Source organism: Pseudoalteromonas sp. 19-MNA-CIBAN-0066 (assembly GCF_040308705.1).
In the GTDB taxonomy this organism is placed as follows: domain Bacteria; phylum Pseudomonadota; class Gammaproteobacteria; order Enterobacterales; family Alteromonadaceae; genus Pseudoalteromonas; species Pseudoalteromonas nigrifaciens.
In genome coordinates this window covers 1-695 of the sequence record NZ_JBEONZ010000096.1, presented here as the reverse complement: position 1 = coordinate 695, position 695 = coordinate 1, and the positions used below count along the sequence as shown (strand labels likewise).

Here is a 695-nt window from a genome sequence, read left to right as displayed (position 1 = left end):
TGTAGTGGTCAATAAAATTTGGCCACAGTTTTAGAATCTTTGTATCTGATCTCAGACTCATTTGGCGCTAAACCAGCATTATAATGATGCGGCCTAACGTTGTTATAATATCCGTTGATATAATCACTTACACTATATTTAGCTTCTTTAAAGTTTTCATATCCAACCTTTGGCATCCATTCCGTTTTAAAGCTTCTAAAAAACCGCTCCATTGGCGCATTATCCCAACAATTTCCGCGTCGACTCATGCTTTGTGTAATTTTATAGCGCCACAAACGTTGGCGGTACTTCAAACTCGTATAATGGCTACCTTGGTCTGAGTGAAACATCAATCCACTTGGCCTGCCTCTGCTTTCATAAGCCAACTCAAGCGCTTTTAGCGTTAAGTTAGTATCTGGCGACAACGACATTGCCCAGCCAACGACTTTGCGCGCAAATAAATCAATAACGACTGCTAAATAAGCCCAGCGATTACCTGTCCAAATATACGTCACATCACCGCACCACACAGTATTCGGTTCAACAACATCAAACTGCCTATCTAGCAAATTTGGGATTTCAAAATGCTCATTACCACCACGTTTATATTGATGTTGTGGTACTTGGCAGCTCTCTAGTTTTAGTTTAACCATCAGCTTAGCGGCACGATAACGGCTTAATTCAAAATCGTTATTTGTTGCTATTGCTGCTATTGT

The 695-nt window shown here is 40.4% G+C and carries 1 protein-coding gene; it reads right to left on the bottom strand.

From position 1 onward, the window contains the following. Positions 1 to 8: 8 nt before the first annotated feature. On the bottom strand, positions 9 to 695 hold a 687-nt coding region (locus tag AAEZ18_RS18335; protein WP_350595503.1), incomplete at its 5' end, for an IS3 family transposase.